At 73.1% G+C, this 21,454-nt stretch carries 21 protein-coding genes; 11 read left to right on the forward strand and 10 right to left on the reverse strand.

Annotation, left to right across the window (positions count from 1 at the left end):
* Positions 1-5 precede the first annotated feature (5 nt).
* Complete coding sequence (locus BMY61_RS19270; RefSeq protein ID WP_042445545.1) at positions 6-2,426, reverse strand: glycoside hydrolase family 65 protein; 2,421 nt, start codon at positions 2,424-2,426, stop codon at positions 6-8.
* A 151-nt stretch (positions 2,427-2,577) separates the two neighbouring features.
* On the opposite strand from BMY61_RS19270, the gene BMY61_RS19275 reads away from it, so the two are divergent.
* On the forward strand, positions 2,578-3,606 hold the full coding sequence (locus BMY61_RS19275) for a zinc-dependent alcohol dehydrogenase family protein (RefSeq protein ID WP_042445547.1): 1,029 nt from the start codon (positions 2,578-2,580) through the stop codon (positions 3,604-3,606).
* A 52-nt stretch (positions 3,607-3,658) separates the two neighbouring features.
* Here the strand turns inward: BMY61_RS19275 and BMY61_RS19280 are convergent, their stop codons facing one another.
* The 3 genes from BMY61_RS19280 to BMY61_RS19290 form a co-directional block, all read right to left on the reverse strand.
* Positions 3,659-4,384 (reverse strand): HAD family hydrolase, encoded by a 726-nt coding sequence (locus tag BMY61_RS19280; protein ID WP_042445549.1) that lies wholly within the window; start codon positions 4,382-4,384, stop codon positions 3,659-3,661.
* Between the two features lie 87 nt (positions 4,385-4,471).
* The gene (locus tag BMY61_RS19285; RefSeq protein WP_052438554.1) at positions 4,472-7,009 is read right to left on the reverse strand and encodes a pullulanase X25 domain-containing protein; all 2,538 of its coding nucleotides are present in this window, start codon (positions 7,007-7,009) and stop codon (positions 4,472-4,474) included.
* A gap of 190 nt (positions 7,010-7,199) precedes the next feature.
* Entirely contained in the window at positions 7,200-7,565 is a 366-nt protein-coding gene (locus tag BMY61_RS19290) for a hypothetical protein (protein ID WP_042445551.1), read from the reverse strand.
* A gap of 166 nt (positions 7,566-7,731) precedes the next feature.
* Between BMY61_RS19290 and BMY61_RS19295 the strand changes: the two genes are divergently transcribed.
* Positions 7,732-8,796: a porin PorA family protein gene (locus BMY61_RS19295; RefSeq protein WP_042445552.1), complete on the forward strand. Its 1,065-nt coding sequence runs from the start codon at positions 7,732-7,734 to the stop codon at positions 8,794-8,796.
* A gap of 23 nt (positions 8,797-8,819) precedes the next feature.
* On the opposite strand, the gene htpX is transcribed toward BMY61_RS19295, so the two are convergent.
* The 3 genes from htpX to BMY61_RS19310 are packed head-to-tail and all read right to left on the reverse strand — an operon-like array spanning position 8,820 to position 11,026.
* Positions 8,820-9,728 carry a zinc metalloprotease HtpX gene (gene htpX, locus BMY61_RS19300; RefSeq protein WP_042445554.1) on the reverse strand — a complete coding sequence of 303 codons (909 nt, stop codon included), beginning with the start codon at positions 9,726-9,728 and terminating at the stop codon, positions 8,820-8,822.
* 40 nt (positions 9,729-9,768) lie between these two features.
* The gene (locus BMY61_RS19305) at positions 9,769-10,590 is read right to left on the reverse strand and encodes a PspA/IM30 family protein (RefSeq protein WP_042445556.1); all 822 of its coding nucleotides are present in this window, start codon (positions 10,588-10,590) and stop codon (positions 9,769-9,771) included.
* Between the two features lie 16 nt (positions 10,591-10,606).
* Positions 10,607-11,026 (reverse strand): CBS domain-containing protein, encoded by a 420-nt coding sequence (locus BMY61_RS19310; RefSeq protein ID WP_042445558.1) that lies wholly within the window; start codon positions 11,024-11,026, stop codon positions 10,607-10,609.
* A gap of 202 nt (positions 11,027-11,228) precedes the next feature.
* Here BMY61_RS19310 and BMY61_RS19315 point away from each other — a divergent pair, with 202 nt between their 5' ends.
* Entirely contained in the window at positions 11,229-12,296 is a 1,068-nt protein-coding gene (locus tag BMY61_RS19315) for a sigma 54 modulation/S30EA ribosomal C-terminal domain-containing protein (protein ID WP_052438555.1), read from the forward strand.
* 154 nt (positions 12,297-12,450) lie between these two features.
* On the opposite strand, the gene BMY61_RS19320 is transcribed toward BMY61_RS19315, so the two are convergent.
* Together BMY61_RS19320 and BMY61_RS19325 are read right to left on the reverse strand one after the other, a co-directional pair.
* Entirely contained in the window at positions 12,451-13,278 is an 828-nt protein-coding gene (locus tag BMY61_RS19320; RefSeq protein WP_236655952.1) for an ABC transporter permease, read from the reverse strand.
* On the reverse strand, positions 13,275-14,225 hold the full coding sequence (locus tag BMY61_RS19325; protein WP_042445559.1) for a daunorubicin resistance protein DrrA family ABC transporter ATP-binding protein: 951 nt from the start codon (positions 14,223-14,225) through the stop codon (positions 13,275-13,277). Before BMY61_RS19325 ends, BMY61_RS19320 begins: the two co-directional genes overlap by 4 nt.
* A gap of 205 nt (positions 14,226-14,430) precedes the next feature.
* Here BMY61_RS19325 and BMY61_RS19330 point away from each other — a divergent pair, with 205 nt between their 5' ends.
* Both BMY61_RS19330 and BMY61_RS19335 read left to right on the forward strand, forming a co-directional pair.
* On the forward strand, positions 14,431-15,291 hold the full coding sequence (locus BMY61_RS19330) for a universal stress protein (protein WP_042445561.1): 861 nt from the start codon (positions 14,431-14,433) through the stop codon (positions 15,289-15,291).
* Between the two features lie 65 nt (positions 15,292-15,356).
* Positions 15,357-15,581: a hypothetical protein gene (locus BMY61_RS19335; protein ID WP_143094433.1), complete on the forward strand. Its 225-nt coding sequence runs from the start codon at positions 15,357-15,359 to the stop codon at positions 15,579-15,581.
* 79 nt (positions 15,582-15,660) lie between these two features.
* On the opposite strand, the gene BMY61_RS19340 is transcribed toward BMY61_RS19335, so the two are convergent.
* Positions 15,661-16,251 (reverse strand): Rv1733c family protein, encoded by a 591-nt coding sequence (locus BMY61_RS19340; RefSeq protein ID WP_052438556.1) that lies wholly within the window; start codon positions 16,249-16,251, stop codon positions 15,661-15,663.
* Positions 16,252-16,648: 397 nt separating this feature from the next.
* Here BMY61_RS19340 and BMY61_RS19345 point away from each other — a divergent pair, with 397 nt between their 5' ends.
* The 6 genes from BMY61_RS19345 (at position 16,649) to BMY61_RS19370 (ending at position 21,409) form a co-directional block, all read left to right on the forward strand.
* Positions 16,649-16,951, forward strand: a complete 303-nt coding sequence (locus BMY61_RS19345; protein WP_042445828.1) for an urease subunit gamma — start codon at positions 16,649-16,651, stop codon at positions 16,949-16,951.
* A gap of 52 nt (positions 16,952-17,003) precedes the next feature.
* Complete coding sequence (locus tag BMY61_RS19350) at positions 17,004-17,315, forward strand: urease subunit beta (RefSeq protein WP_042445831.1); 312 nt, start codon at positions 17,004-17,006, stop codon at positions 17,313-17,315.
* A 44-nt stretch (positions 17,316-17,359) separates the two neighbouring features.
* Positions 17,360-19,072, forward strand: a complete 1,713-nt coding sequence (locus BMY61_RS19355) for an urease subunit alpha (protein ID WP_042445834.1) — start codon at positions 17,360-17,362, stop codon at positions 19,070-19,072.
* 33 nt (positions 19,073-19,105) lie between these two features.
* A complete protein-coding gene (locus BMY61_RS19360; protein WP_042445565.1) occupies positions 19,106-19,813 on the forward strand; it encodes an urease accessory protein UreF in 708 nt (235 codons plus the stop codon).
* A gap of 85 nt (positions 19,814-19,898) precedes the next feature.
* The gene (gene ureG, locus BMY61_RS19365; RefSeq protein ID WP_042445568.1) at positions 19,899-20,585 is read left to right on the forward strand and encodes an urease accessory protein UreG; all 687 of its coding nucleotides are present in this window, start codon (positions 19,899-19,901) and stop codon (positions 20,583-20,585) included.
* The gene (locus BMY61_RS19370; protein WP_063773221.1) at positions 20,582-21,409 is read left to right on the forward strand and encodes an urease accessory protein UreD; all 828 of its coding nucleotides are present in this window, start codon (positions 20,582-20,584) and stop codon (positions 21,407-21,409) included. Before ureG ends, BMY61_RS19370 begins: the two co-directional genes overlap by 4 nt.
* Positions 21,410-21,454: the final 45 nt, after the last annotated feature.

The raw sequence follows: 21,454 nt of genomic DNA on the forward strand, positions 1-21,454 counted from the left end.
CTCGCTCACCTCGCGGGCCGGAGGTCGACCCGGAAGGTCTCCCCGGCCCGCAGCGTCGCCTCCGCGCCGTGGACGACGACGCGGATCGGCGCCGCGGTGCCGCGCGGCATCGTCACGGAGGCGTGCTGGTGCGTGAGCCGCACCGCGATACCGTCGTGCCCCCGGTGGTGCAGCGTCAGGTCCAGCTGTCCGAGTTGCGGCGGCAGCGCCGGGTCGAGCACGAGCGTCTCCTCGCGCAGGGACAGGCCCGAGTAGCAGCGTTCCAGCAGGTCCACCGCTCCCGCCATGGCGCCCAGGTGCACTCCCTCGGCGGTCGTGCCGCCCTGGATGTCGTGGACGTCGCTCGCGACGGCTTCCTGGAAGAACCGCCAGGAGGCCGTCCGGTCGCGGCGGGCCAGCACCCAGGCGTGGACGACGGCGCTCAGCGTGGAGCCGTGGGAGGTGCGGGCCAGGTAGTAGTCGACGGTGCGCTCCATCAGCTCCGCGTCCACCGGCACGCCGAGCCGGGAGAGCAGCCGGTGCACCTCGGCGGGCGGGAACAGGTACCAGAGCATCAGCACGTCCGCCTGCTTGGAGGCGCGGTAGCGGTTGACCGTGTCGCCCTCGGCCTCCAGGATCCGGTCCAGACGGCGGATGTCCGGGTGGCGACGGCGCAGCCCGGCCCAGTCCAGTTCCTCCAGGCGTTCGTAGCCGTCGAACTGGCTGATCACCCCGTCGTGCAGCGGCACATGGAGCCGGTGCTCGACGTCGGACCAGCGGGCCGGCTCGGCCGCGTCGATCCCGAGCCGTTCGAGCAGCTCGGCACGGCGGTGCCCGGGCAGCTGGGGGAGCAGGCGCCTGGCGGTGTGCAGGGTCCAGGAGGCCATGACGTTGGTGTAGGCGTTGTCGTCGATGCCGGGGCTCGGACTCCACGGGTACGCGTCGTGGTACTCGTCCGGGCCCACCACGCCCCTGATCCGGTAGCGGCCGATCCCCTCGTCGAACACGGCCGAGTCGGCCCAGAACCGGGCGATCTCCAGGACCAGCTCCGCGCCGGCCTCGGCCAGGAACTCCGTGTCGCCGGTGGCCTGGTGGTACTGCCAGACGTTGTAGGCGACCGCCGAGCCCACGTGGTGCTGGAGGCGGCTGTGGTCGGGCAGCCAGCGGCCCGAGCGGGGGTTGAGGTGCAGCTCCTGAGTCTCCTCGGCGCCGTCGCTGCCGCTCTGCCAGGGGAACATGCCGCCACGTCGGCCCGTGTCGGCGGCAGCGCGACGGGCCTGGTCCAGGCGGTGGTGGCGGTAGCGCAGCACGGACCGGCTCAGTTCGGGCAGGTGTCGGTTGAACCAGGGCAGGATGAACAGTTCGTCCCAGAACACGTGGCCGCGGTACGCCTCGCCGTGCAGGCCCCGCGCCGGAATGCCGACGTCCAGGTCGACCGAGTGCTGCGAGTAGGTCTGGAGCAGGTGCAGCAGGTAGAGGTGGATCGTGCCGGCGCCCTCGAAGTCCGTGCCGATCCGGCAGCGGCGCCACAGCTCGGCCCAGCGCAGCCGGTGCTCCTTCTCCAGCGCTGTGGCGTCGCCCGCGACCGCGAGCAGGTCGACGGCGGCCGTGGCGGGTTCGGCGGTGAGCCGGTCCCGGGAGGTGAACAGGGCGACGGTCTTCTCGACGGAGAGGGAGTGCCCCTGACGCACCGCCACGGTGAGCACCTGGTCGACGCGGCCGGGGGTGTCGGAGCGGGCGACGAGCGGGGCGGGCAGTTCGCGGTCGCCGGCGCGAAGCCGCGTGCGCGCGGCGAGCCCGATGCGCAGGCCGGTGTCGGGGGTGGCCACCTGGAGCCGGACCAGCTCGCCCGCAGCGTCCTGCCCGGTCGGGACGAGGTGCCGGTTCTGCAGTCCCCGGTACCGGGCGACGCCGTCGTTGACGACGCGGCCCTCCAGTCCGGAGCGGATCTCGACCGTGCCGGACCAGTCGACGGGCGTGAGGTGGGTGACCAGCACGCCCAGGTGCGGTTGGCCCATGTGGGCGAAGACACGCTGCACGAGGTCGGTCGTGCGCCCCCGGCTGTCGCGGCAGCGGCGCCGCCGGGTGAGGACCGCGTGGCGTAGGTCGAACTCCAGGCGCTGGTCGAGTGCGCAGAAGCCCGGCTCGCCGAACCAGGGAGTGTCGGCGGGCCCGTCGTCGTCGAAGGCCCGGAACGTGAAGGGGAGCCAGTTCGGGCAGTTCACCAGGTCCTCGTTGGCCACCGTACGCCCCTGCACGGTGGAGACCGTGCGGTGGTAGACCCCGGCCAGGTAGGTGCCGGGGTGGTGCACACCGTCGGCGACGGACTCGGGGGCGGCCGCGCGCGTGACGAACCAGCCGTTCCCCACCGCGCACAACGCCTCCCGCAGGCCCTCCTGGGCCGGGTCGAGGCCCTCGAAGCGCAGGGTCCAGGCGTCGCCGTTCACGGGGGCTCCAGTTGCCGGCCGGGGCCCTCATCGTCCCCGTCGGCCGGGGCCGACGCATCTCGGCCCGCCCGGGTGCGGGCTTGCGGGCCCGGCACGCCGGGAGGACCGTCGAGGGAGCAGGGGGTCGGCGAGCGGAGGCAGGTGGGCCGCGGTGGCCGCAGCAGGACACGAGACGGACGCGTGGGTCGTGGAGCGGCCGGGCCCCATGGCGAGCGGGCCGCTGCGGCTGGTCCGCAAGGCCGTGCCCGATCCGGGACCCGGCGAGCTGCTCGTCCGGGTCGACGTGTGCGGTGTCTGCCGCACCGACCTGCACCTCGCCGAAGGCGATCTGGCGCCGCACGGGCCCGGCCGCACGCCCGGTCACGAGGCCGTCGGCCGGATCCTCGCCACCGGTCCGGACACGGCCGGGTTCGCCCCCGGCGCCCGGGTCGGTGTCGCCTGGCTGGCCGGGACCTGCGGGGAGTGCCGCTACTGCCGGGCCGGGCAGGAGAACCTCTGCCCGAACTCCCGGTACACCGGCTGGGACCGCGACGGCGGCTTCGCCCGCCACCTGCTCGCCGACGCGCGCTACGTCTACGCGCTGCCGGAGGACGGGCGCGACGACGCCGAGCTGGCGCCGCTGCTGTGCGCGGGCATCATCGGCTACCGCGCCCTGGAGCGGGCCCAGCTGCCGCCCGGGGGGCGGCTCGGCCTCTACGGCTTCGGCGCCTCCGCGCACCTGACCGCGCAGCTGGCCCTGGCGCGCGGTGCCACCGTGCACGTGCTCACCCGCGCCGAGGAGGCCCGGCGGCTCGCCCTCGAGCTCGGCGCGGCCTCGGCGGGTGGCGCCTACGACGCCCCACCCGAACCGCTGGACGCGGCGATCCTCTTCGCACCCGTCGGCGACCTCGTGCCGACCGCGCTGGCCGCGCTCGACCGGGGCGGCACCCTCGCCGTGGCGGGGATCCACCTGACCGACATCCCGGCTCTGAACTACGCGGACCACCTGTTCCAGGAACGCACGCTGCGCAGCGTCACCGCGAACACCCGCGAGGACGGCCGCGCCTACCTCGCCGAGGTCGCGGGCCTGCCGCTGCGTGTCCGGATCGTGCGCTACCCGTTCGAAGGGGCCGACCGCGCCCTCACCGACCTGGCGGGCGACCGGGTCACCGGCGTGGCGGTCCTGGACCTGCGAGAGTGAGGACCGCCGACACCGGACCGCGTCTGGGGGCCGGGCCGTCCGAGTCTTCGACTCACAGCCCGAGCAGCTCCGGCAGTTCGGTCAGGGCGCCGACCACGACCTCGGCGCCGTTCGCCAGCAAGGGCCCCGCGCCCGCGCCCCGGTCCACCCCGACGACCGGCGCGAACCCGCCGCGCCGACCGGCCTGGACGCCGACCAACGCGTCCTCGACGACCATCGTCCGACCGGGCTCGGCGCCCAGGCGCCGCGCGGCCTCCAGGAACAGCGCCGGATCGGGCTTGCCCGCCAGGCCCAGCTGCGCCGCCACCAGTCCGTCCACCCGGGTGTCGAAGAGGTCCGTCAGCCCGGCGACGGCCACCACCTCCGCACAGTGCCGGCTGGCCGACACCACCGCCGTCGGCACACCGTGCCCGCGCAGGGCCGCCAGCAGCGCCACCGCGCCCGGCCGTGGGACCGCGCCCTCGTGGCGCAGCAACGCGAGGTAGATCCGGTCCTTGCGCTCGGCGAGCCGGGTCACCGCCGCCGGGTCCAGCCCGCGGAGGTCGCGTGAGGCGAGGAACACCCGCACGCCGTCCTCGCGGGAGCGGCCGTCGACGTGACGCGGATAGTCCGTCGCGATCTCGAACGGCGCCCGGGCTTCCTCGGGGGTTCCCGGCGGCAGCCCGCGCAGCAGGTCGTCGAAGGCGGCCTTCCACGCCATGGCGTGCAGCGCTGCGGTGTCGGTGAGCACGCCGTCCGTGTCGAACAGGGCCCCGGCCAGCTCCTCGATCCCGATCACACCGCCAGTACAGCACCCCCACCGGCAGGACGCGGCCCGGGGCTGGGCCGGTCGGCGGGCCGAAGGGGGCCCGCCGACCGATCCTGCTCAACCCGTGGTGAAGACCGTCACCGCCTGGGGGTCGCACGAGTTCCCGGTCGCGGAGGTGGCGCCGCCCGCGTTCAGCACCTTGGTCCAGGTCCCTGCCGGCAGGGTGACGTTGTAGGCGCCGGCGGTCGGGTTCACCACGACGACCGTGTCGTACGTCGTCGGCGCGGCCGGGTTCGAGCTGATCTCGGCGACCACGACCGAGCCGCTCACCTGTGTGGCGATCTGGTTCTTGACGGCGGACCAGGTGGTCAGCCGCAGTGAGGCGGTGGCCTTGCGCAGGGCGATGGCGTCCCGGTAGTAGCTGACGACGCTCGCGTTGGTGATCATGTCACCCCAGTGGATCGCGTTGACCGTGTCGGGGGCGTCGTAGGAGTTCATCGCCGTGGCGTAGTCGCCGTTCACCACCTTCGAGCGCAGGAACTCGTCGCCCTCGGCGATGATCGGCACGCCCTGCGAGGTGAGGATCGTGCCGACGGCCAGCTTGTCGATCGCCCCGGCGGCGCCGGTGGCCCCGCCGGCGGCACCGGAGTACGTGATCTTGTCGTAGAGGTTCAGGTTGTCGTGGATCGACGCGTAGTTCATGGTCTGCTCGGGGTTGACCGCGAAGGCCGGGGTCCACAGGTTGGAGACCGTGGCCGTGCTGTCGGCGTCGGTCGGCGAGCCGGTCATGCCGAAGGCGATGGCCGAGGGGTTGCCGTTGTTGCCCATGTAGCCGAGGACGTTGTCGTTCGTGCCGCCGCGGATCGCGTCACGGTAGACGCCGTTGAAGGCACCGAAGTGCACCGGCGACAGGGCGGGCATGTTCCCGTAGCGGACCTTCTGCGGCTCGTTCGGGTCGCTCGCCCCGCCGTTCCACGGCTCGCCGTACATCATCAGGTCGCGGTCGGCGTAGGTGGTCTGCAGATAGTTCGCCCACTGGTAGACGTTGTCGTAGTAGTGGACGCCCGCCAGGTCGAAGCGGAAACCGTCGACGTTGTAGTCGCGGACCCAGTGCTCAAGGGAGTCCTGGATCATCTGGCTGACCATCGGGTTGCCGTCGTCGATCGAGTCGCCCGTGCCGGACAGGTCGGTCGCGGTGTAGTACTTGCCGGTGATGTTGCCGAACACGCTCTTGGTGTAGGTGTGGTTGTAGACCACATCCATGATCACGCGGATGCCGTTCTTGTGGAACGCGTTGACCATGTCCTTGAACTCGCGGATGCGGTCCTCCGGCGCGGTGAACTGCGAGTACTGCTCCTCGGGCACGTTGTAGTCCACCGGGTCGTAGCCCCAGTTGGGCACGGTGCTGCCGAAGTCGAACGAGGGCATGATCTGGACGGCCGTGACGCCCAACTGCTTGAGGTGGTCGATGCCGGTGCTGACCCCGTCGTAGGTGGTGCCGTTCTCGACCAGGCCGAGGAACTTGCCGCGCTTGGCGGCGTCGACCCCGGAGCTCGGGTCGACGGTGTAGTCGTGCACGCTCAGCTCGTAGACGACCGCGTCCGTGCGGTTGACCAGAGCCGGGCGCGGGTCCCAGGCGCCGTCCGTGGGGGTGACGGCGGCCGTGTCGACGACGACGCCCTGGGTGGTGTTCGGCACGACCATCTGCGCGTACGGGTCCGGCACGGCCACGCCGTTGACGGCGAACTGGTAGTCCTGGTCCAGCAGGTTCCCGCTGACCACCGCCTGGTAGACGCCCGAGTAGCCCGGCAGGGTGGTCGCGCTCATCGGGTAGCTGGTGCCGCCGATGCTGACGGTGACGTTGGAGCTGTCCGGTGACCAGAGGCGGAACGTGGTCGCGGACGAGGTGTAGAGCGCGCCCAGCGTGTTGAGCGGCGCTGTGGGCCCGGCGTTGCTCACCACCGTCTCCAGATGCGTGGCCTCGTTGTACGAGAACGTCGTGGTGTCCCCGTCGGCCGGCACGGTGAACGGGATGTTGGCGCCGTTTGCGGCGCCGCCCGCGCCGTAGTTGGTGTTCCAGGACTGCCCGAGGGTGACCTTGGTGTTCCAGCTGCCGGCCGGGATGGCGGTGGTGGACCAGGTGGAGACGCCGGTGCCGTTCGGGTCCGTCATGGTGGTGTTCGCGCAGGTGGCGGACCAGGTGGTGGTGCATCCCGCCGACGTCTGCCAGTCGCCGGTCGAGGTGACGACGGGCATGGCGGAGCTGTCGGTGACGACGTGGGTGTCGGGGTCGTAGACGAAGCTCACCTGCTCGCCGCCGGTGGGCACGGTGATGGTGATGTTCGTGCCGCCGGGCGCCCCGCCCGCACCGTAGTTGACGGTCCAGCTGTTGTTCAGGGCGATCTTGTACGACCAGGTTCCGGCCGGCAGGTTCAGCGACGCCTTCCAGCGGCCGTCGGCTGCGAGCGTCATCTCCGCCTGGGAGCAGGCGGGTTGCCAGGTGCCGGAGCAGCCGATGGCGGTGTCGAAGGTGCCGGGCAGGCTCACCTGCGTCGGCGCGGCGGCGCGGGCCGGGGCGGGTCGGGACATCGCGCCGCCGCCGAGCAGCGCGAGCGTCGCGGCGAGGGTCGCCGCGCGCGTGACGGTGGGTCTCATGGGAGGGCGGCCTCCTGGACGTGCGGAGGCGCCGACGCGCCGGGATCCGCACGGCCGCGATGCCGGCACCTCGGGTGGGGTGGGGGACGGCGACGACGATCTCGCCCGCCGAGCGGCGCGTCAAGACACTTGCAGAAACTTCTTTGTAACTTGCTGCAAATCCATTCATCATCCGCTCGACGCGGACCGGTCACACCTTGCCGTCGGCGTAGAACTTGCCGTAGTAGCCGCCGAGCCGGTCCAGGTAGTCGTCCTCCGGGTGGCGGAACAGCTGCTTCGGCTCCGGTGCGTCCTTGATCTCCTGTCGCGTCCGGTCGACGAACACCGTCTCCTGCTCGGCGTCGACCCGGGAGACGGCCCCTGCGGGCAGCACCACGTGCTTGCCGAAGTGCCACCGGCCGATGTCGACGACGACGTAGGACGCGCTCGGCCCGTCGCTGCTGACGTGGATGATCCGGCCGATCCGCCCGTCGAGCGCCTCGACGTGGAAGCCGACGAGGTCGATGTCGTCCCCGAATCCGGTCCCCTCGCGGAATCCCCACACCCTGCCGTTCATGCTGCCTGTCCCTTCGCTGACCGCCCCCTCCAGCCTGCGTCCGGCCGACCCGCCCGGCATCTCGGGCCGGGGCCTCCGGATGCAGGGACGCCCCCGCGCGCGCACCCTTTGGTCATCAGCGGCAGCGGATCGTGAGCAAGCCGGGAACAAGCAAGGAGCAGGGAACATGACGCGGAACAGGACCCTTCGCCTCGTCGCCCTCGTCCTGGGCGTGGTGCTGATCGCGGGCGCGTTCGTGCTCGCCTTCGTCGTCACGCCGAACCTCGTGGCCCGGCTCCCCTCGGACACCAACGCCCAGCGCTCCTACACCGGCACCTTCAAGACGCTGCTGGACAGTCGGGCCGTGGCCACGGGCAACCTCGCGGCCGCGTTCAGGACGGACGTCCCGCTCAGCGTCGATCGCACCGTCAAGGTGACCGCCACCTCGGGCAACACCGCGCTGGTCGTCGACTCCCGGACGACCAGCGCCGGCGGTACGGCCGTGGAGAAGACCAGCTGGCAGTACGCCGTCGACCGCAAGACCCTGGAGCCGGTCGCCGGCCACCCGGGGGACTGGACGGTCGTGAACGCCCAGGGCCTGACGGTCAGCTTCCCGTTCGGCGCGCAGAAGAAGACCTACACCGGATGGGTCCCCGAGACCGCCGGCACCACACCCGTGGCCTACGCGCGCACCGAACAGCACGCGGGCCTGTCCACCTACGTCTACAAGGCGGCCTACGCCCCGGCGCGGATCACCGACCGTCAGGTCCTGGCCGGGCTCCCGCTCACGATCCCCAAGCAGACCCTGGCGCTCGCGGCCCAGTTCGGCCCCGGGACGGTCGCGCAGAAGGCCCAGCTCGCCGCGGAGCTGCCGAAGCTGCCCGCGCTCGTGCCGCTCGCCTACACGCTCCAGGGCACCGACACCTTCTGGGTCGAGCCGCAGACCGGCGTCGTGGTCGACGTGCAGCGTAGTCAGACGCGCGTCGCAGGCATCGCGGTGCCGGGCGCCGCGTTCACGCCGCTGTTCCCCGTCGCCGACTACAGCTACACCCAGACGCCCGCCGCGACGCAGGCCGCCGTGCACGACGCGAACAAGGGCACGGACGCGATCTCCCTCTACGGCACGATCCTGCCGATCGTCGCCGGTCTGGTGGGGGCCGCGCTGGTGGTGGTCGCCCTGCTGCTGGGGCGCCGTGCCGGGCGGGCCGCGAAGCCGGCGGCCCCGCAGGCGGGCCCGGTCGACCCCAGCTGAGCCTGACGCGTGGGACTGTCGCGTCAGTCGGCCGGCTCGCCCAGCTCCTTCGAGAGCCGGGCGAGCGCGTCGAGGCGCTTCTGCAGGCTCGGGTGCGTGGAGAAGGCGGCGACCAGCGGGGAGTCCTCGGACAGCGCCGGGGTGAAGAAGAACGCGTTGAACGCCTGCGCGGTGCGCAGGTCCTGGCTGGGAATCCGGGCGATGTCCCCGCTCACCTTGACCAGCGCGGAGGCCAGCGCCGAAGGACGCCCCGTCAGTTGGGCGGCCGAGCGGTCCGCGGCCAGCTCCCGGTAGCGGGACAGGGCGCGGATCAGCATCAGGCTGACCAGGTAGACGGCCGCGGAGACCACCATGACGAGGGCGAACAGCGCGGCGGTGTTCTGGTCGCGTCGGCCCCGGCCGCCGAGCAGCTCGGAGTAGAAGGCCATCCGGACCATCAGCCCGGCCAGCACCCCGAGGAACGAGGCGATGGTGATCACCGAAACGTCCCGGTGTGCGACGTGCGACAGCTCATGCGCCAGGACCCCGTCGAGCTCGTCCCCTTCGAGGCGGCGCAGCAGGCCGCGCGTGACGCACAGGACCGCGTGGTCGGCGCTGCGTCCGGTGGCGAAGGCGTTCGGCAGGTCCGTCTCGGAGACGGCCACCTTGGGCTTGGGCATGTCGGCCAGCGCGCAGAGCCGGTCGACCGCGCCGTGGAGCCGGGGCTCCTCCTCGGCGTCGACCTCGTGCGCGCGCATCGCGAACATGGCCATGCGGTCGGAGAACCAGTACTGCATCACCAGCACGCCGCCGGCGATGACCACGATCAGCACCACCGACTTCAGCAGCAGCACCAGCGCGGCGACGAACGCGCCGTAGACCAGGGCGAGCAGCACCAGGACCACGACCATCCGCGCGGTCAGCTGCCGGTCGGGAGCGAATCGTGAGCGCACCGCAACCACCCTCCTCTGCCGCTTCCATTGTCCTGCGGACTCAGCCCTTGCGGCCCTCCTCGTCGGGGTCGCTTTCCGCGTGCTCTGCTTCCGTATGTTCGGCGGCCTCGAGCGAGGCGGGTGACTCGGCTCCGGGGGCGAGCGCCGTTCCGCCGGACTCCGCCGCGAGCTCGGCCTTCATCGCCGCGAGTTCCGCGTCCACGCCCCCGCCGGAGCTGAGCGCGTCCAGCTCGTCGCCCAGGTCGTCGCGGGCGAGGGAAGACGTGGGGTCCTCCAGTGCGCCGGAGGCCATCAGCTCGTCGAGAGCGCCCGCCCGCGCCTGGAGCTCCTCGGTGCGGTCCTGGGCACGCTGGATCGCCGTGCCGATGTCGCCCATCTGGTCGGAGATGCCGGTCGTGGCCTCGCCGATCCGGGCCCCGGCCTCGGCCGCCGTGTAGGTGGCCTTGATCGTCTCCTTGCGGGTGCGGAAGTCCTCGACCTTGGCTTCCAGCTGCTGTGAGGCCGTGGTGAGCTTCTGCTCCTCCTGCCGCAGGGTGGTCAGTTGCTCCTCCAGCCCCTGGTCCTGTTCGAGGACGGCCGCGCGGCGGGTCAGCGCCTCGCGGGCCAGATCCTCCCTGTCGGCCGACAACGCCTGCTGCGCCTGGTCCTGGAGGGTCGCGGCGGACTTCCCCAGCTGTGTGCGCTGCAGTTCGATGCGCTTGCGGCTGGTGGCCACGTCCGCCAGGCCGCGCCGGACCTGCTGCAGCAGCTGCAGCTGGCGTTGGTACGCGTAGTCCAGGACCTCGCGGGGGTCCTCGGCCCGGTCCAGGGCCTTGTTCGCCTTGACTTTGAACACTCCGGTGACCCGGTTGACCAGACCCATCGGGGAACTCCCTCCCTCACGCGGTCGCGCAGACCGCCTCGACGAAGTGTCCGACGCGCCACTCGCCGAGGTGCCGCGACAGGTCCGCCTCGGTGATCATGCCGACCAGGCGGTGGTTCTCGATGACGGGCATGCGACGGATGCGGTACTCGGCCATGAGCTCCAGCACCTCGTCAGCCTCCGTCCCGACGTCGACGGTGAGCGGCTTGCCCTGGGCCAGGGCGCCGGCCGTCGTCGTGTTCGGGTCCATCCCGTCGGCCACGCACCGGATCACGATGTCGCGGTCGGTGATGATGCCGTGCAGCCGCTCGTCGGCGCCGCAGACGGGCAGCGCGCCGACGTCGAGCTCGCGCATGCGCCGCGCGGCGGTCGCGAGGGTCTCCTCCTCGCGCACGCAGGCCACGCCCGTGTGCATCAGGTCCCTGGCATCGCTCATGACCCGCTCCGTTCCTCGTCGTTCCTGGTCGCGCACGCGCAGGCGGCCGTGGGAGGCCTGGGCCGGAACGCTTCGGTCCACCCGGCTCCTGCCCCGTGGCGGGACGGCTACGCACCGGCGGCGGCGCGGACTTCCGGAATGCCACCGGGCCGTCGACCGCTCACAGTGGAGTCAGGACACCCGCTTCCACGGAGGGCATGCCATGGACCACGACGACCTTCCGCAGGAGCTTCCCGAGCTGCAGGTGACCGTGCTGGGCGAGGTCTCTCCGGCGACCAGCGAGCTGGCGAGGTCGACACTGGCGGAGGTGCTGGCGGAGTCCGGTGGGCACATCCGGACCGCCCAGGTGCGGCTGGCCCGGATGAGGCGGCAGGAAGGCCGCCCCGCCACGGCGCAGGCGCTCGTCGACGTGGACGGGCAGTTCGTGCGCGCCCAGGTCGCCGCGCACACGATGACGGAGGCCATCGCGCTCCTGCGCGAGCGGCTGACCGTGCAGCTGACCCGCTTGGAATGGGCCCGGCACTGGGATCCCGGCTACGACGTGGAGGGGTCCGGTCCGCTGGAGTGGCGCGAGGGGACCGAGGGCGCGCACCGGCCGGTCCGGGTGATGCTGCCCAAGGAGGAGCGCGGCATCGTCCGCCGCAAGGCCTACGACCTGGTGACCCAGACCGTGGACCGGGCGGCGCTGACGATGGAGATGATGGACTACGACTTCCATCTCTTCACCGAGTTCGGCAGCGGTCAGGACAGCGTCGTCTACCGCTTCGGTCCCGGGCCGTTCCGGCTGGCGCAGCTCGACCCGCAGCCCGAGCGCGTCACCGCCTCGGCGATCCCGGTGAACCTGCTGAAGACGCCGGCGCCGGTGCTCACCGAGGACGAGGCCAAGGCCCGGCTGGGCGAGACGGAGTACCCGTTCGTCTTCTTCAAGGACGCCTCCACCGGGCGCGGCACCGTCCTGTACTGGCGCTATGACGGCCACTACGGCCTGGTCAGCGCCGCCGCGGCCGCGGGGGCCGCGCAGGACGCCGCCCGAACCGCCGCGTCCGAGGTCGCCGAGCCCACCCCCTTGCCCGCCGCGCAGCGCAGGCCGGACTCCCTCGGTGAGCGCGTGGAGGCGCTGGAAGGCCGGGTCGCGGCCCTGGCCGACGCGCTCGACACGCTCACGACCGGCCTGGAGTCAGGCCCTGGGGAGCCCGCGGACCCCGAGGAGGTCCGACGCGCCGCACGCCTGGCGCGCGAGCTGTTGATCGCCGCCGGCTTCCGCCGCTGACCGCCGCTGACCGGGGCTGACCGGCACGCCCGCGAAGCCCACCACCGGTCGGAGTGACCGCGAGCCGGCACGACCGGCCGAACGGCTGGAGTGCCAGGAGGCTGAGACCCCGTAACTGCAGTGCCGCCGCGACGGCCCCCCGTAGGGCGGACGGTCACACCGCCCTGCGATAGAGCCAGACCCCGAGCGGGGCGAAGACGGCGACGATGCCGGCGTCCCAGGCCAGGGCCCGCCAGACATCGCTCGCCGCCGGAACGCCCAGGACCAGATCCCGGACCGCCTGGGCGGTGTGGGAGACGGGCTGGTGGTCGGCGAAGGCCTGGAGCCAGCCGGGCATCGTGTTCACCGGGATGAACGCCCCGGAGGCGAACACCAGGGGGACCAGCACCGGGAACGCGGCCGCCTGCGCCGTCTCGGGGTCACCGACCGCGAGCCCGACCACAGCGAACACCCACGACATGGCGAACGCGAAGGCGATCACCAGCAGCACCGCGGCCAGGAACGCCGGCACCGAGCTGCGCAGCCGGAAGCCGACCGCGAAGCCCGCCGCCGTCATCAGCGCGACGACGAAGACACTGCGCGCGAGGTCGGCCAGGGTACGACCGGCCAGCACGGCCGAGCGGGACATCGGCAGCGAGCGGAACCGCTCCATCAGGCCGGTCTGCATGTCGGTCGCCAGGCCGATCGCGGTGTTCATGGCCCCGAAGACCGCCGTCTGCACGAAGATGCCGGGCATCAGGTAGTCGACGTACGGGACGTCGATCAGCGAGCGGCCGATCACGCCGCCGAACACGTAACGGAACATCAACACGAAGACCAGTGGCTGGATCGTCGAGAAGACCAGCAGTTGCGGCACCCGGACCAGGCCGAGCAGGTTCCGTCCGGCCACGGCCAGTGCGTCGCGGGCGGGTGCCGTCAGGCGCTCGCGGGTCCTGACGGCGGCGCGCACCCCGGCATGGTCGGCGAGCTGTCCGGCGGTCACGGCGTGCCGTCCGCTTCGGCGTGGTGGCCGGTCAGCGCGAGGAAGACGTCGTCGAGGCTGGACTCGCGGACCGTCACCGCACGCGGTGTGAGCGCGCGCTCGTCGAGCAGGTGCAGGACGTCGAGCAGCGTGGAGCCGTCCCGGGAGGACAGGCGGAGCACGGAGTCCTGACGTTCCGGGGGGAGCGAGAGCTGCTCCGCGATCACCCGGGCCGCCCGCGCGGCACGGTCCTGATCCGGCATGCGCAGCTCGATGACGGTGTGGCCGAGCCTTTCCTTGAGCAGGGCGGGCTCGTCGTCCGCGATCACGCGGCCTTCGCTGACGACGGCGACGCGTCCCGCCAGTCGGTCCGCCTCCTCCAGGTACTGCGTGGTGAGCAGCACGGTTGTCCCGATGCCGACCAGTTCGCGGATCATCCCCCACAGGGCGAGCCGGCTGGCGGGATCGAGACCGGTGGTCGGCTCGTCCAGGAACAGCACCGGTGGTTGCGGCACCAGGGCGGCAGCGACGTCGAGCCGGCGGCGCATCCCGCCGGAGTACGTCCGCACCGTCCGGTCGCCCGCGTCGGCCAGGCCGAACCGCTCCAGCAACTCGTCGGCGCGCGGGCGGAACCGTCTTCTGGGGAGCCGGGTCAGCCGACCGATCAGCCGCAGGTTCTCCCGCCCGGTGAGGTTCGGGTCGACGGCCGCGTACTGTCCCGCGAGTCCGATCAGCCCGCGCACCACCGCCGGTTCGCGCACGACGTCGTGGCCCAGCACCTCGGCCCGGCCGGAGGTGGGGCGCAGGATCGTGGTGAGGATGCGGATGGCGGTGGTCTTTCCGGCCCCGTTCGGGCCGAGCAGGCCGAACACCGTGCCCGCCGGCACGTCCAGGTCGACGCCGTCGAGCGCGGTCAGTGAGCCGAACCGCTTGGTCAGGCCCTGCACGCTGATCGCCGACGAGGACAATCCGACTCACCTGCTCCGGACGAGGACGGCACTCCACCGGGTCGGGTCCCGCACCGTCAGGCCCCGGCGCCGTCTTCCATCCTCCGTCGTGCCGCCACCGCCTGCCCGGCGGAGGCCCGGACCGAGCCCGGGCGCACCGACCGGGGTGCGGGCCCGGTGGCGCGGGTCGAAGCTAGAAAGACCCCAGCCCTCGCGGGAGGCAGCGATGACCACTGCACCGTCGGGATCCGTCGTGGTCGGCGTCGACCAGTCCGCGGGAGCCCGGGCGGCCCTGGAATGGGCCGCCGCAGAGGCGCAGCGGCGCGCGGCCGCGCTGCGGATCGCCTGCTCCTGGAACAGTCTCGACCACGAGCTCCCGGAGGACTACCAGCAGCTCATGCAGGAGCCCGCCCAGCAGGCCACGGCCGGCTTTCTGAGCGAGACGGCGACCGAGCTGCGCGCGCGGTATCCAGACCTGGACATCGGCACCGTCACCATGGCCGAGACGCCGGCCGAGGGGCTCATCGCCCTGGCCGGGGCCGCCGACCTGCTGGTCGTCGGCCGACGGGGCCTGAACACCCTCCTGACGGTCCTCCTCGGTTCGGTGAGCCAGCAGGTCGTGGCCCACTCCCCGGTCCCCGTCGTGGTCGTGCCGGAGACCCCGGCCCCGGCGGCACCCGAGGCGCCCGTGGTCGTCGGGGTCGCACGCGAGGTGACGGAGCCGCTCGCCTTCGCCTTCGCCGAGGCGGAACTACGCGGCGCTCCGCTGATCGCGGTGCGGTCCTGGGCGCTCGCCAATCCCTACGTCGTCGCCAGCCCCGAGGCCGTGACCGAGATCGAGGCGGACGAGGACCGGGAGCTGCGGTCGCTCGTCGACGTGGTCCACCGCCGGCACCCGTCCGTCGAGGTCGGCACCCGGGTGGAGTTCGCGACGGCCGAGGCCGCGCTGATCGAGGCGGCGAAGGGCGCCGGCCTGGTGGTGCTGGGCCGACACCGCCGCCACATGCGCTACGGGCTCCCCCTGGGCCGGGTCCCCCACCGTGTCCTGCACCTGTCCGACCTGCCGGTCGTCGTGGTGCCCAACTGAGGCCTGAAGACCGAGGGCTGAGACCTGGAACCTGAGGCCGAACGGAACGAAGGGTGGCGTCCGCGATGCAGCAGTACGAACTGAGAGCCGAGCACCGTCCCGTCCCCGGCGGGGGACGCCGCGTGCACCTGTGGCACGTCGTGCGGGCGGAGGAGCAGTCGGGCCTGTGCGGATACCACCTCGTGCCGAACGCGGACAGCGGCCGGATCGCCGACCTGGAGGACCTTCCCGGGCAGCGCTGCGAGGCCTGTCGCACGGCCTACCGGTCCGCGCTGCCCCCGCCGGACTGATCCGACCGCCGCACGGCGACAGGAAACGAGCTCATGAGCACCGCCTCGGCCGTCGCGGGCTTCGCTCCGAGGACAGAGGTCAGCCGGGGCGGCCGGGGCGGCGTCGGGACCAGCCGGGCTCGACTCGCGCCCATTCGGCCTCCCACTGCGCGTACCGGTACCGGTCCAGCACGAGCCGGGAGCCCTTCCAGACCAGCACACACAGCAGGGCCATGACCGCCGCGGTGCCCGCGGCGAACTGGAAGCCGCGCAGGGCCGCCTGGGCCTGGGTGGCGGGTGCGGTGGTGCGGGACCCGTCGGGTCCGATCCACACCTGGACCGGCGTGCCGGCCGCCTGCCCGGGCCAGGCCTTCACGGTCGCGCCGTGCACGGCGCCGTTCGGGGTGGTCCAGCCCGCGAGCGCGGGCACCTGACCGCTGAGGTCGGCGTTCCCGGAGGCCGCCGGGGCGTCGGCCAGCAGATGGGCGGTGACCAGGTGCCGGGTCCGCGCCTGGGCCTGTGACGCGCGAACGACCGCGTGGTACTGCTGGACGCCGACGGTGGCCGCCGTCAGCGGCAGCACGCCGAGCACGGCGACCAGCAGGAGACGGCCCAGGAGCGACTGGACGAGGTCCGACCCTCGACGCAGTCCCCGGCCGTCCTTGGAGCGGTGGTGGGATGCACGGTCCATGGTGGCGGCCTCCAGTCGTCCGACAACGACTCCTTCCAGCCTCACCCTGCTCGCGCGGACCGTCATGGACCGTTCGGCCCGCAGATCGGGTCCGGTCGGCCCGGTCCCGCGCCACCACGGCAAGCGTGATCATCGCCGCCGGTCGACGAGATCCGTGGGCGGCCCTCGGCCGCGCGCACGGGGGTGCCCACATGTCCATGGTGGACCAGGACCGTGCGCGGCACCTGTCCACGGCGTCGGGCCCGCCCGACGTTGCCCTGAGGGGGCCGTCACGTTACATCTGACGCACCACGGCCGAGTTCTGCGGCCACGGGGCGTTCACTTCCGATACGGTGACCGCACCCCGCGGCACGAGGGCGTGCTCGCGTCCGTCCTCGCCCCCGAGGAGTCCGACGCCATGAGGCTGACCCCGCACGAGCAGGAACGGCTGATGATCCACGTCGCCGCCGACGTCGCGCTGGCGCGGCAGGCACGCGGGCTGCGGCTGAACCATCCCGAGGCCCTCGCCATCCTGACCGTCCACGTGCTCGAGGGCGCGCGGGACGGGCGGGCGGTCACCGAGCTGATGGCATCCGGGCGGACGGTCCTCGGCCGCGAGGACGTGATGGAGGGGGTCCCGGAGATGATCCGTGACGTCCAGGTCGAGGCCACCTTCCCGGACGGCACCAAGCTCGTCACCCTCCACGACCCCATCCAGTGACCGGCATCCAGTGATCGGCGGCGATGACGTGACGACGGACCTGCCCGCGGGCCTGATCCCGGGTGAACTGCTTCTCGGCGACGGCGTGGTGGAGCTCAACGTCGGCCGGGAGACGACCGCCCTGACGGTCGTCAACACCGGGGACCGCCCGGTGCAGGTCGGCTCCCACTACCACTTCGCCGAGGCCAACCCGGCGCTGCGCTTCGACCGCGCCGTCGCGCGCGGGCAGCGCCTCAACATCCCGGCCGGTACGGCCGTGCGGTTCGAACCCGGCATTCCCATGGCCGTGGAGCTGGTGCCGCTCGGCGGTCGCCGCGAGGTGTGGGGTCTGCGCGGCGAGACGGCCGGGCGGGTGGAGGCGTGAGCGGCCCGGACCCGACCGCCGTGCGGACCGCGGCCGCGCTCAACGTGACCCGGCGGCGCTATGCCGACCTGTACGGACCGACCGCCGGGGACCGCATCCGCCTGGCCGACACCGACCTGCTGATCGAGGTCGAGCAGGACCGGTGCGGCGGTGGCGACGAGGCCGTCTTCGGCGGCGGCAAGGTCATCCGCGAGTCGATGGGCCAGAGCCGCGTCCCGCGTGCGGAGGGCGCGCCGGACACCGTCATCACCGGCGCGGTCGTGCTGGACCACTGGGGCGTGGTCAAGGCGGACGTGGGCATCCGGGACGGCCGGATCACCGCGCTGGGCAAGGCCGGCAACCCCGAGACCATGGACGGGGTGCATCCGGAGTTGGTGATCGGCCCCGAGACGGAGGTGATCGCGGGCAACGGACGCATCCTCACCGCCGGCGCCGTGGACGCCCATGTGCACTTCATCTGCCCGCAGTTGTTCGAGGAGGCGTTGGCGAGCGGGGTGACCACGCTGCTCGGCGGCGGCACCGGGCCGGCGGAGGGGACCAAGGCGACCACGATCACGCCCGGCTCCTGGCACCTGGCTCGGATGTTCGCGGCGGCGGAGCAGTACCCCGTCAACCTCGGGCTGCTCGGCAAGGGCAACACCGTCTCGGCCGAGGCGATGCACGCCCAGCTGCGCGGCGGCGCTGTCGGGTTCAAGATCCACGAGGACTGGGGCGCCACGCCCGCGGCCATCGACGCCTGCCTGCGGGTCTGCGACGGGAGCGGCGCGCAGCTCGCCCTCCACACGGACACCCTCAACGAGGCGGGCTTCGTGCAGGACACGCTCGCCGCCATCGCCGGGCGCGGCATCCACGCCTACCACGCCGAGGGCGCCGGCGGCGGCCACGCGCCGGACATCATCACGGTCGTCTCCGAGCCCAACATCCTGCCCAGCTCGACCAATCCGACCCGCCCGCACACCCGGAACACCGTCGCCGAGCATCTGGACATGCTGATGGTCTGTCACCACCTCAGCGCCGACGTGCCCGAGGACCTGGCCTTCGCCGAGTCGCGGATCCGGCCCACCACCATCGCGGCGGAGGACGTGCTGCACGACCTCGGCGCGATCTCCATCATCAGCTCCGACTCCCAGGCCATGGGCCGCATCGGCGAGATCGTGCTGCGCACCTGGCAGACCGCGCACGTGATGAAGCGCCGCAACGGCGCGCTCTCCGGCGACGGCCGCGCCGACAACCTGCGGGCCCGCCGCTACGTGGCCAAGTACACGATCAACCCGGCGATCGCGCACGGCCTGGACGGCGAGATCGGCTCGGTCGAACCGGGCAAGCTGGCCGACCTGGTCCTGTGGACCCCGGCGTTCTTCGGCGTGAAGCCCGACCTGGTGGTCAAGGGCGGCCAGATCGCCTGGGCGCAGATGGGGGACGCGAACGCGTCCATCCCCACGCCCCAACCGGTGCTGCCCCGCCCGATGTTCGGCGGCATCGGCCGGGCGCCGGCGGCCAACTCGCTGAACTTCGTCACCGCCGTCGCCCTCGACGACGGCCTGCCGCAGCGGCTCGGCGAAACCCTCGGCGTGGCCAAGGGGTTCGTGGCCATCAAGGACACCCGGGGCGTGCGCAAGGAGCACCTGCGGGAGAACGCCGCGCAGCCCCACGTCAGCGTCGACCCGGACAGCTTCACCGTCCGCATCGACGGCGAGCTCGTCGAACCGCACCCGGTGACCGAACTGCCCATGGCCCAGCGTTACTTCCTGTTCTGACGCGGTGGGCCTGTGCCGACGCCGTCGACACCGATGCGAGGAGGCGATGCCGTGACGGGGTACCCGGTCCACCCGGCCCTGCTCGTCCTGGCCGACGGGCGGTTCCCGGCAGGCGGGCACGCCCACTCCGGCGGCCTGGAGGCCGCAGTGCGGTCGGGCCGGGTGAGCGACACCGCGAGCCTGGAGGAGTTCTGCTCCGGGCGGCTGCACACCGTCGGGCTCACCGCCGCCGCGTTGGCGGCCGCCGCCGCCTCGGGCGCGGACCCGCTCGCGCTCGACGAGGCCGCCGACGCCCGCACCCCCGCACCGGCCCTGCGCGCCGCGTCCCGGCGCCTGGGTCGCCAACTGCTGCGCGCCGCACGGGTGGCGTGGCCCGATCCCGCCCTCGACGACCTCGCGGCACGGTTCCCGCGCGGCGCCCACCAGCCGCTCGTGCTCGGCGTCACCGCGGCCGCCGCCGGCCTCGCCCCCGCGCAGGCGGCCACCGCCGTCGCCTACGAGACAGTGTCCGGCCCGGTCACGGCCTGCGTACGGCTGCTGGGTCTGGACCCGTTCCAGGCGACCGCCGTCCTGGCCCGCCTCGCGGACGCCGTCGGCGCGGTCGCGTGCGACGCCACCCGCGCGGCCGACGCCGTGGCCGCGACGGGCGACGTCGACCTGTTGCCCACCGGCGGCGCGCCCCTGCTCGACGTCACCGCCGAGGAGCACGCCCGCTGGCCCGTCCGCCTCTTCGCCACCTGACCCCGCCCGTGCAGTACCGCCCCGTCCTCCCCTCGGACTCTCCGACTTCGCGGACCGTCCGACCTGTCGCCCCCCGGAGCCCCGTATGCACCGCGACCCCGACCTCCCCGCCCACGACCACCACGCCGCCCCGGCCGCGACGCTGCCGCGGACCGGCTCCCGCCGCGCCCTGAGGATCGGCCTCGGCGGTCCCGTCGGCTCCGGCAAGACCGCCACTGTCGCCGCCCTGTGCCGGGCCCTGCGTGACGAACTGTCCCTGGCCGTGGTCACCAACGACATCTACACCACCGAGGACGCCGAGTTCCTGCTGCGCAACGCCGTCCTGCCGCCCGAGCGGATCACCGCCGTCGAGACCGGCTGCTGTCCCCACACCGCCATCCGCGACGACATCAGCGCCAACCTGGAGGCCGTGGAGGATCTGGAGGCCGCCGTCGGCCCGCTCGACCTGGTCCTCGTCGAGAGCGGCGGGGACAACCTGACCGCGACGTTCAGCCGCGGGTTGGTCGACCACCAGATCTTCGTCATCGACGTCTCCGGCGGCGACAAGATCCCCCGCAAGGGCGGCCCCGGCGTCACCGGCTCGGACCTGCTCGTGGTCAACAAGACCGACCTCGCGCCGCTGGTCGGCGCGGACCTGTCGGTGATGGCCCGCGACGCGGCCGCGCAACGCGGCACGCTGCCGGTCCTCTTCTGCTCGCTCGTCCAACCGGACGGCGTCGCGCCCGTCGCCGCCTGGGTCCGCGCGCGCCTGGCCGACTGGCGTCGCCCGTGAGCGGTGTCAGCGCCGTCGCCCGGATCCGTGCCGCCCCGGACGGCCGCGGCGGCACGGCGCTGCGCGAGCTCGCGGGCGACGGTCCGCTCGCGCTGCGCCGCAGCCGTCACCCGCAGGACGAGCGCGCGGCCCATGTCGTGCTGGTCGGCGCGATGGCCGGCCCTCTGGGCGGCGACCGGCTGCGGATCGTCGTCACCGTCGACCCCGGCGCCCGCCTGCTGGTGACCAGCGCCGCCGCGACCCTCTCCCTGCCCGGCCGGGAGCCCGCGCCCGCCCACTACGAGCTCGACCTCACCGTCGGCGAGGACGCCGAACTGGTCTGGCACCCCGAACCGGTGATCGCGGCAGCCGGCAGCGACCTGCGGCTGTGGACCCGACTGCGGCTGGCCCCGGGCGCCCGCGTCTCGCTCCGGGAGGAGCAGGTCCTCGGCCGCCACGCGGAACCCCCGGGGCGCCTGGCCTCCCGCCTGACGGTCCGCCGGGCCGAACGCCTCCTGCTCGACCAGTCGACCGACGTCGGCCCGGGCGCCCCACCGGGCTGGGACGGCCCCGCCGTCCTGGCCGGCAACCGGGCGCTCGGCCAGCTCCTGACGACCTCCCCGTGCCGACCCCACCCCCCGCACGGCTCGGCGCTCCTCCCGCTTGCCCCCGACCTCACCCTGGCCACCGCCCTCGCCCCGGACGCCCTCACCCTGCGCACGGCCCTGGCCTGCGTCGAGGCCGCACACGCCGCCGCACCGGGCCACGCCTGCCCTCCACGCAGTCGGGTGAGGGCGAAAAGGACGAGCGGCGCGCCGGCGCCCTGCGGCAGGATGGCGCCATGAGCGAACAACCTCTCGCATGGGTGACCCTCACCAGCTACCGGAACG

This window comes from Streptacidiphilus jiangxiensis, assembly GCF_900109465.1.
Lineage (GTDB): Bacteria > Actinomycetota > Actinomycetes > Streptomycetales > Streptomycetaceae > Streptacidiphilus > Streptacidiphilus jiangxiensis.

Excerpts from the sequence above, each read along its gene's own strand:
- BMY61_RS19340 (WP_052438556.1), bottom strand. The coding sequence starts at position 16,251 with ATGGACCGTGCATCCCACCACCGCTCCAAGGACGGCCGGGGACTGCGT.
- BMY61_RS19305 (WP_042445556.1), bottom strand. The coding sequence starts at position 10,590 with ATGGGTCTGGTCAACCGGGTCACCGGAGTGTTCAAAGTCAAGGCGAAC.
- ureG (WP_042445568.1), top strand. The coding sequence starts at position 19,899 with ATGCACCGCGACCCCGACCTCCCCGCCCACGACCACCACGCCGCCCCG.
- BMY61_RS19315 (WP_052438555.1), top strand. The coding sequence starts at position 11,229 with ATGGACCACGACGACCTTCCGCAGGAGCTTCCCGAGCTGCAGGTGACC.
- BMY61_RS19330 (WP_042445561.1), top strand. The coding sequence starts at position 14,431 with ATGACCACTGCACCGTCGGGATCCGTCGTGGTCGGCGTCGACCAGTCC.
- BMY61_RS19345 (WP_042445828.1), top strand. The coding sequence starts at position 16,649 with ATGAGGCTGACCCCGCACGAGCAGGAACGGCTGATGATCCACGTCGCC.
- BMY61_RS19295 (WP_042445552.1), top strand. The coding sequence starts at position 7,732 with ATGACGCGGAACAGGACCCTTCGCCTCGTCGCCCTCGTCCTGGGCGTG.
- BMY61_RS19335 (WP_143094433.1), top strand. The coding sequence starts at position 15,357 with ATGCAGCAGTACGAACTGAGAGCCGAGCACCGTCCCGTCCCCGGCGGG.
- BMY61_RS19310 (WP_042445558.1), bottom strand. The coding sequence starts at position 11,026 with ATGAGCGATGCCAGGGACCTGATGCACACGGGCGTGGCCTGCGTGCGC.
- BMY61_RS19290 (WP_042445551.1), bottom strand. The coding sequence starts at position 7,565 with ATGAACGGCAGGGTGTGGGGATTCCGCGAGGGGACCGGATTCGGGGAC.
- BMY61_RS19285 (WP_052438554.1), bottom strand. The coding sequence starts at position 7,009 with ATGAGACCCACCGTCACGCGCGCGGCGACCCTCGCCGCGACGCTCGCG.
- BMY61_RS19360 (WP_042445565.1), top strand. The coding sequence starts at position 19,106 with ATGCGAGGAGGCGATGCCGTGACGGGGTACCCGGTCCACCCGGCCCTG.